This window comes from Sulfuricurvum sp. (assembly GCF_028712165.1).
Lineage (GTDB): Bacteria > Campylobacterota > Campylobacteria > Campylobacterales > Sulfurimonadaceae > Sulfuricurvum.
Map to the genome: position 1 here is coordinate 1 of NZ_JAQTQR010000103.1, position 7,163 is coordinate 7,163.

General features: G+C 43.8%; 11 protein-coding genes. 8 read left to right on the top strand and 3 right to left on the bottom strand.

Features of this window, described 5'->3' with window-relative positions:
* Nucleotides 1-437, bottom strand: a 437-nt coding sequence (locus tag PHP90_RS13295; RefSeq protein ID WP_299930884.1) for a 5-formyltetrahydrofolate cyclo-ligase, incomplete at its 3' end; no start/stop codon positions are given.
* Nucleotides 438-491: 54 nt separating this feature from the next.
* On the opposite strand from PHP90_RS13295, the gene PHP90_RS13300 reads away from it, so the two are divergent.
* Genes PHP90_RS13300 through PHP90_RS13320 form a run of 5 tightly spaced genes read left to right on the top strand, consistent with a single transcriptional unit; the run spans nt 492 to nt 4,275 of the window.
* Nucleotides 492-1,043, top strand: a complete 552-nt coding sequence (locus PHP90_RS13300; protein ID WP_299930886.1) for a TlpA disulfide reductase family protein — start codon at nt 492-494, stop codon at nt 1,041-1,043.
* A gap of 3 nt (nt 1,044-1,046) precedes the next feature.
* A complete protein-coding gene (ftsY, locus tag PHP90_RS13305; protein ID WP_299930888.1) occupies nt 1,047-1,934 on the top strand; it encodes a signal recognition particle-docking protein FtsY in 888 nt (295 codons plus the stop codon).
* On the top strand, nt 1,934-3,286 hold the full coding sequence (radA, locus tag PHP90_RS13310) for a DNA repair protein RadA (protein WP_299930890.1): 1,353 nt from the start codon (nt 1,934-1,936) through the stop codon (nt 3,284-3,286). Before ftsY ends, radA begins: the two co-directional genes overlap by 1 nt.
* A 45-nt stretch (nt 3,287-3,331) precedes the next feature.
* Nucleotides 3,332-3,604 (top strand): hypothetical protein, encoded by a 273-nt coding sequence (locus PHP90_RS13315; RefSeq protein ID WP_299930892.1) that lies wholly within the window; start codon nt 3,332-3,334, stop codon nt 3,602-3,604.
* Nucleotides 3,595-4,275, top strand: a complete 681-nt coding sequence (locus PHP90_RS13320) for a carbonic anhydrase (RefSeq protein WP_299930894.1) — start codon at nt 3,595-3,597, stop codon at nt 4,273-4,275. Before PHP90_RS13315 ends, PHP90_RS13320 begins: the two co-directional genes overlap by 10 nt.
* A gap of 3 nt (nt 4,276-4,278) precedes the next feature.
* Here the strand turns inward: PHP90_RS13320 and PHP90_RS13325 are convergent, their stop codons facing one another.
* Nucleotides 4,279-5,073: an ABC transporter permease gene (locus tag PHP90_RS13325; protein WP_299930896.1), complete on the bottom strand. Its 795-nt coding sequence runs from the start codon at nt 5,071-5,073 to the stop codon at nt 4,279-4,281.
* A 113-nt stretch (nt 5,074-5,186) separates the two neighbouring features.
* On the opposite strand from PHP90_RS13325, the gene fliL reads away from it, so the two are divergent.
* Genes fliL through PHP90_RS13340 form a run of 3 tightly spaced genes read left to right on the top strand, consistent with a single transcriptional unit; the run spans nt 5,187 to nt 6,398 of the window.
* Entirely contained in the window at nt 5,187-5,750 is a 564-nt protein-coding gene (gene fliL / locus PHP90_RS13330; protein WP_299930898.1) for a flagellar basal body-associated protein FliL, read from the top strand.
* Complete coding sequence (acpS, locus tag PHP90_RS13335) at nt 5,747-6,106, top strand: holo-ACP synthase (protein WP_299930900.1); 360 nt, start codon at nt 5,747-5,749, stop codon at nt 6,104-6,106. Before fliL ends, acpS begins: the two co-directional genes overlap by 4 nt.
* Nucleotides 6,107-6,110: 4 nt before the next feature.
* Nucleotides 6,111-6,398: a hypothetical protein gene (locus PHP90_RS13340; protein ID WP_299930902.1), complete on the top strand. Its 288-nt coding sequence runs from the start codon at nt 6,111-6,113 to the stop codon at nt 6,396-6,398.
* Nucleotides 6,399-6,434: 36 nt separating this feature from the next.
* On the opposite strand, the gene PHP90_RS13345 is transcribed toward PHP90_RS13340, so the two are convergent.
* Nucleotides 6,435-7,115 (bottom strand): superoxide dismutase, encoded by a 681-nt coding sequence (locus tag PHP90_RS13345; RefSeq protein WP_299930904.1) that lies wholly within the window; start codon nt 7,113-7,115, stop codon nt 6,435-6,437.
* Nucleotides 7,116-7,163 lie beyond the last annotated feature (48 nt).

Consider the following 7,163-nt stretch of genomic DNA (forward strand, 5'->3'; position numbering starts at 1 on the left):
GTAAACGGTTTGGTTTTAAGGGTCGGAAAAAATCGATCATACATCCCTTTACCGAAACCTACTCGGCGAAGTGACCCGTCTACTCCCACTACAGGAACAATAGCTACATCTATTAAATTATATTTTCTATACGAATCCCGCGGCTCATAAATCCCAAAAGCCTTACGTTCCAACGGGTATCTTAATGGTACCATTTTGAAACTGACGCCATCCATAAACGGCAAATATACTTCACTCATCGCACGTGAAGCTATAATTGTTTTACGAATATCCGCTTCAAAACCCATCGGCCAAAATGCCAGGACACGCTTTGCCTTCAAATGTTTAAGCACCTTTATCAGCAGTATTCGCACTCTTTCATCCCGATAATTTTTGGTACTTGCGTTTGCATTCTTGATCTGATCCAGACAATAAGCTCTAAAATCGCTTTTGGTCACTTTTTACCTTTGCTTCGTTATAATCTTCCTTATTTTACTCTAAAAAGGTTTTGTATGCGTTTTGCACATTTTTTAATTCCTTTGTTCGCTCTGGGACTTTTATTCCAAGGATGCAATAAAGAGTCCTCCGATCAACCATTAGTCTCTACAGCCGAATTCACCCTTATGGACACTCTGGGAAAAAGTTACAATGTTGAGAAACGGGGAGCCAATTTTACACTGGATGCAGGAAAAGACAAAGTCGTATTATTTGATATTTTTGCGACGTGGTGTCCTCCGTGTCAAGCTGAAATACGGCATATGGGTAACTTGCAAAAAAAATACGGGGATGATTTGATCGTTATGGGAATCACCATCGAAGATGATAAAAGTAACGCTGAACTCGATGCATTCCGCGAAAAATTCGGAGGAGGCAATTACCTCATTTCCAATAAAGCCGATAATCAGGCTCTTGCACGGGCAATTGCCGCTACGATCGGTGTCGGAGAGCAATTCCCGATCCCTCTGATGGTTATGTATAAAAACGGGGAATACGTCACCCACTATACCGGAGCGACCCAAGAAGAGATTATCGATCACGACATCGCTCAAGCGTTAGGAAAATAAAGTATGTTTGGATTTATCAAACGGGGCTTACAAAAGACCATTGATGCAATAGCGGCTATTGCACCGGAGAAAAAAGCCAAAATTTCCAAAGACGAGCTTGAGAACATTCTCCTCGAAGCCGATGTAGAATACGATCTTGTCGAGATCATCCTCCGTGAACTGTACCAGAATGACATTACCCGAGAACAACTGCGTTCCAAGCTTCTAGCAACGCTTAGTTTTGCCCAAAATACTCTTCCTGAGAATCCCAACAAACCGACAGTTTCTCTGATCATCGGTGTAAACGGTGCCGGAAAAACAACTACCATTGCCAAACTCGCACAACACCATCTAAACAATGGAGAACGGGTCATACTCGGAGCCGGAGATACCTTCCGTGCCGCTGCGATCGAACAGCTTACGCGCTGGGCAGACAAACTGGAAGTTCCGATCATCTCCTCGCGCCAAGGACATGATCCAAGTGCCGTAGCCTACGACACGATCGAATCGGCAAAAGCACGCGGTTTTGAGCAGGTCATCATCGATACTGCCGGACGACTCCATACTCAGACGAATCTCGGTAATGAACTGAAAAAAATCGTCCGTATCTGCGATAAAGCCCATACCGGAGCACCGCATCACAAAATATTGATCCTCGACGGTACACAAGGGAGTTCCGCTATCGCTCAGGCTAAAGCTTTTAATGAAATGGTCGGAGTGGATGGAATCATCATTACCAAACTAGACGGTACCGCAAAAGGGGGATCCGTATTCTCTATCGCCTATGCTTTGCAGCTTCCAATCCTCTACATCGGTGTCGGTGAACAGCCTGAGCACCTCGTTGTGTTTAATAAATACGAATTTGTAGATGGGATTTTGGATGCGATTTTCGGGGAAGAATTGAATAAATAATGGCCAAGAAAAAAAACGTCCTCTTCGAATGTCAGCACTGCGGGTTCACCACCCCAAAATGGATGGGGAAATGTACCAACTGCGGCGGATGGGATTGTTTTGTCGAGCTGAGTGAACAACAGCAGGAAGTGATCAAACTTACCTCCACCTCTTCACCTTCTGCCGGAACCAAAGCCAAAGAAATTACCCAAATCGTTGAAGAGCATACCGAACGTTATACCAGTGACGATGCCGAACTCGACATGGTACTCGGCGGGGGAATCGTTCCCGGTTCCCTCGTCCTTATCGGGGGGAGTCCGGGAGTCGGTAAATCGACCCTTCTTCTGAAAATCGGTTCCAACCTCGCACGTCAAAATCGAAATGTTCTCTATGTATCAGGGGAAGAGAGTGAAGGCCAGATTAAACTCCGTGCCAACCGTTTGGGAGCCAATGTCGACAATCTCTATCTCCTCGCAGAGATACGGCTCGAGCAGGTGCTCGGTGAACTGCATGAGCGCGCCTATGAGTGCATCATCATCGACTCGATCCAAACCCTCTATTCCGAAACTATCGCTTCTGCTCCGGGATCGGTAACACAGGTACGCCAGATCACGTTTGATTTGATGCGTATTGCCAAAGAGCGTCGAATCGCTATCTTTATCATCGGACACATTACCAAAGAGGGTTCGATTGCGGGACCTCGTGTCTTGGAACATATGGTGGATGTCGTCCTCTATTTTGAAGGTGACAGCGGACATGAACTGCGTATATTACGCGGGTTTAAAAACCGTTTCGGCCCTACCAGCGAGATCGGCGTCTTCGAGATGCGCCATGACGGACTCGTCTCAGCAAAAGACCTCTCATCACGCTTTTTTAACCGCACAAAATCGCAAAGCGGTTCTGCCCTCACTGTTATTATGGAAGGGACACGCCCTATCGTTCTTGAAGTTCAGGCACTCGTGAGCGATACCCATGCTCCTAACCCAAAACGTCAAGCAACCGGATTTGAAAACAACCGTCTCAATATGCTTTTGGCATTGTTGGAGCGAAAGCTTGAAATTCCCCTCAACAGCTACGATGTCTTTATCAACATCACCGGAGGGATCAAAATCACCGAAACCTCTGCCGATTTGGCGATTCTCGCCGCTATTATCAGCAGTTTCCGCAATCGTGCCATTTCAAAAGAGACGGTTTTCATCGGCGAAGTTTCCCTCGTCGGGGATATCCGTGAAGTCTATCAACTCGATCAACGGCTTAAAGAAGCAGCGTCTCAACAGATTACCAAAGCCCTTATCCCGAAAAAACCGCTCGAAAAAACCTCCATCAAATGTTATGAAATTGATGAAGTTAGTAAACTTTTGGAATGGTTTTAACCAAATTTTTCGTATAATAGAGTAATTATAAAACAAGGATCTTTTATGCCAGTATGTTCTATTGTTGCCGATCACAAATCTGAAGAGCGATACACTAAACTATCACTTGCTTATTCAACCGAAGAAGAACATCAAATGATCGAAAAAGCGATCGCTGAGTGCAGTCCTCTATGTTCTATTAAACCTAATATTTATGGCGGAGATGTTACAGGCGGTAAAAAAATGATCACGATTGAGTATCATGACGATTGCGACCGTGAGGGCGGTAAAGTGTATGAAGCGATTATTAAACAATTAGGGATTGAAGAGTGCCACTGAGTAAGAATGCCGCTGATTTAAGTATCGAACGTCTCAAAGAGTTTGCCGACGGGAACGAAACATTCCAGCAAACCTATTTTAAAAAACATGAGACCCAATTGCTCACCCTCGTCAAAGAAGGTCAAAATCCGCGCGCCCTCTTTATCGGATGTTCTGATTCACGTGTTATTCCCGACCTTATCGTCCAATCCAATCCCGGCGATCTTTTTGTTGTTCGAAACGTCGGAAATTTTGTCGCCCCTTATAAACCCGATGAAGATTTCCATTCAACTGCGGCAGGGATAGAATATGCCGTAATGGTCTTAGAAGTCTCTGAAATCATTATCTGCGGACATTCTCACTGCGGAGCAATCGAAGCTCTCTACAAAACATCCTGCAACACATCAATGGTCCATACAGCCAAATGGCTCACATTGGGAGAAAAAGCAAAATCTATGGCGATTCTCGCATTAGGAGTACATGCTCAGCATGAAGAACTGCTCCGCGCGACAGAACGTCTCTCTATCGTTACCCAAATTGAAAACCTTCTTACCTATCCGTATGTAAAAAGAATGGTGGAAGAAGATAAGCTGTTTATCCATGGATGGTATTATGATATTGAGACCGGAGCTATCGAGTACTATGACCCCGACACTTATCAGTTCCGACCTCTAAGTGAGCTCGGAGATTGATTTTTACCAATCCAGGTATAAAAAGAGTGATGAGATAAAATAGTTTGTGACGAAGATCGCAACTGCCGAGTAAACAACGGCGAGAATCGTCGATTGCCCTACTCCGCGTGCTCCGCCGTTAGTGTGATAACCGATATAGCTCCCGATTGAACTGACAATAAATCCGAACACTGCCGCTTTAATCACACCGCTCATAATATCGCTAAATTCTCCTAAACGCATCAACGTATCTTGATAGGTAATCGGATTGATCCCCAGAACACCCGTCGAAATCATATAGCCTGCACCGATCGCGATAAAATCAAACCATATAACCAATAGAGGCAATGAGATTACTGTTGCGATAATACGCGGAGTGATTAGATATTCTTTGGAATCGACTCCCAAAATGTCAATAGCATCGATCTGTTCACTTACCCGCATTGTTCCCAGTTCGGCTGCCATTGCACTGATGGAACGGGAAATCAACATCAGAGAAGCGAATACAGGACCAAGCTCACGGGTAATAGAAAAATAAACCGTGTATCCGATGAAGCTCTCTGCACCGAATTGATGGAATCCGTTATAAAGCTGTATAGCCAAGACCATTCCCGTAAACAATGCCGTCAGTGAGACAACCCCTATACACCCGAATCCGATCACTTCAATCTGTTTTAAAACAATTTTATATCGTTTAAAAGCAAGCGGGTACACCTTAAACAATTGTATTTGAAATAATATAAATAGTCCGAACCGCGTTATCGTCTCATAAAATTGGACAAACGGACGGCCGATATAACCTAATAATGTCTCTAGCATAAGGGAATCCTTCTTTTCATCCGCTAAGTTTACCAAAATTTCCATTATGACACGTGGCAATTTTCATAACTTTCTTGCTACAATAAAGGATTAACTTTATCGAGGAGCTATGGATGGCTGAAAAAGAGAAAGAAGAAACTGCCCCGGAAGAAGAGGGAAAGAAGAAAAAGGGGAATATGCTCCTCGTTATTATCATCGGAGTTTTGGTTCTGATTTTAATCATCGGTGGTGTAGTTGCTTTTTTAATGATGGGAAATGATGAAGCTGCAGGAAAAAATGCCGAAGCAACTCATAAAGAAGCTCCGGCTGCTGCAGAAGGTGAACATGCAAGCGGCGGCGAATCTTCCGGAGGGGGAGAAGAAGCATCTACAGAGATCGGTTTGATGTTCCCGCTTGAAACTTTTACCGTCAACCTTCTCTCAGAAAGCGGTCGACGCTATCTCAAAGTTGAGATGAATCTGGAAATGGGCGGCAAAGAACTCAGCCCCGAACTTGAAGAGAAAAAACCGGTCTTTAGAGATATTATTATCCGTATCCTCTCTTCTAAATCATTAGAAGAGATCTCTACAGTCAAAGGGAAAGAAAAACTCAAAGAAGAGATCGTGCATGAACTCAACAGACATCTCAAAGACGGCAAAGTTCAACACGTTTACTTTACAGACTTCGTGGTGCAATGATCGGCATTGACCTCATCAAAACCGATCGGATGAAACGCTTAATCGAGCGTTTCGGCGACCGATTTATAAAACGAGTCCTTTCTCCACACGATATAGCTTTATATAAAAACCACCGTAATTTTGCAGGTCTCTGGGCTACCAAAGAGGCCTGTGCCAAAGCTCTAGGCTGTGGCATAGGCTCCGAATGCGGTTTTCACGACATAATCCTCTCAAAAACCCAAAAAGGGGCTCCCCTCATCTCCCTAACATCAAAAGTACGCGACAATTTTGGTATTACTGACACATCGGTATCCATCACCCATGATGGCGACTATACCATAGCCGTTGTTGCGTTGGAATGTATAAAAAGGCAATAGAATTATGAATTCACCCGACTTAATCAGTATCCCAAAATATGCGGCAAAAAACCGTCTCAGTATCCACACCGTTATCAAAAAAACGATGAACGGCGAACTGCCTACATTGGTCAAGAACGAAGATGGCAAAGAGGTGACATATATCGTCCTTTCAGAAGCAAAACAGCCTCTCCCCTCTTCCGAACCTTCTGAAAGTTTTGATGAAATCGATTATAAAAAAGAGTATGAGCAGCTTCACCGAGAATATCTACTGCTCAAAACAAAATACGAAAAACTGCTCGAACAGCAATGAAACGGCTAAACCGCTTTCTTGAATTTTTAATCTCTGTTAAGATGGCGTATGCTCATTTTCTTGCATACTGTCAACGTACTCGCAAACAATAGTATCTTCATTGCACGGTTCTGAATATCCCGAAATCGGATCATTCTGAAATTCTGCAAGATTATCCGAAACAAAATGCCAATTGATCAGTTTCCACCAGTTTGCGAGATAATCGGGTCGCCCATTTCGATAATCAATATAATACGCATGTTCCCATACATCACAAGTGAGCAGCGGTGTGCATCCGTGACGTATCGGCGTATCGGCATTGCCGGTTGTCTGAATCTCTAATTTACCAGCATCTGTGATAACCAGCCATATCCATCCCGAACCGAAAAAGCCGGCTGCCGCAGCCAGAAATTTCTCTTTGAACGTTTCCATCGATCCAAAATCCCGTTCAATCAAAAGGGAAAGTTCCGCTGAGACTTCCGTAGCACTGTTGAGAAGCCCTTTCCAGTAAAAATCATGATTATAGACCTGAGCGGCATTATTGAAAATACCGTCTTTCGCTTCCATAATAATTTGATGCAAAGAACTCTCCGCATATGGAGTCCCTTCGATCAATGTATTGAGTTTATTGACGTATCCGGCATGGTGTTTACCGTAATGGTAAGAAAGTGTTTCGGCAGAAATATAAGGTTCCAATGCAGATTGCGCATATGGCAATGTCATAAGTTCATGTTTCATTTTAATCCTCCTAAAAAAGAAAGTATTCACGGAACATAGTAACTTATA